The 813-nt window shown below is 49.2% G+C and carries 2 protein-coding genes; both read left to right on the forward strand.

Annotated features, from left to right (window positions below):
* On the forward strand, window positions 1-325 hold a 325-nt coding region (locus NOG11_RS14865), incomplete at its 5' end, for an HINT domain-containing protein (protein WP_256620601.1).
* Complete coding sequence (locus NOG11_RS14870; protein ID WP_256620602.1) at window positions 312-722, forward strand: hypothetical protein; 411 nt, start codon at window positions 312-314, stop codon at window positions 720-722. The genes NOG11_RS14865 and NOG11_RS14870, both read left to right, overlap by 14 nt.
* The last annotated feature ends 91 nt before the right edge of the window (window positions 723-813 follow it).

Below are 813 nucleotides of genomic sequence, written 5' to 3' on the forward strand. Positions count from 1 at the left end.
GAACCGGATCGACGCCACCTACAACCTCACCGTCGCCGACTTCCATACCTACTTCGTTGGCGAAGAACGCGTGTTGGTGCATAATTGCGATCTGCCGAAGATCGACCGCACCGGAAAAATGCATGGCGATCTGCCAAAAATCGAAGACTTGAAGAAGAATGTAGACAAAGAAACTCTCTCTGAATTCCGCGACGATCTAAAATCTAGTGCGGCAACGCGCCAACGACGAACCGATGAACTCGGTGCGGATGCGGGTCACTCCATCCGCCAAAATGAAGAATTGGACTTGGCGAAAAGCCTAGATAAGCATCTTGATGATCAATAAAAAAGAATCTTCGTTGAGCAAGATAGTAGCGCGAGCTCATCGAGACCCAGATACATTCTACAAAGATGGATCCCTCGATGAGCTACTTGCAGCAGTTCGGAAATCCGGAAGATTAGATATCGTGGTGGATTTTCTTCAAAGTAACAAGGTCGTAGAGCGAAGAATAGGTTCATGGACAAGCTCAGAGTTGGCTATCGAGGCAGCCCCTATTATTGAGCATATTGTGAATTTGGTCAGCTCTAATGATAGGGCAACTGTTTACTATGCTCTTGAGTGTATAGCTTCGGTATCGGAGCAGGACGCCAGTTTGCTCCGCCATCTAACTGATGCCACTGCTCATCCAGATCCAGTTATTGCTAGGCTGGCAAATTATCTGATCTCAAATAGCGGAGTATAGAATACCAAATTGCCTCGGGTAGCGGGTTGACGACCTGTGACCTCACCCCGGCATGGTGGTGGTGAGCCGCGATGCGGACGGCCCCGATGGC

The sequence above is a fragment of the Parvularcula maris genome (assembly GCF_024505085.1).
GTDB classification, from domain to species: Bacteria; Pseudomonadota; Alphaproteobacteria; order Caulobacterales; family Parvularculaceae; genus Parvularcula; species Parvularcula maris.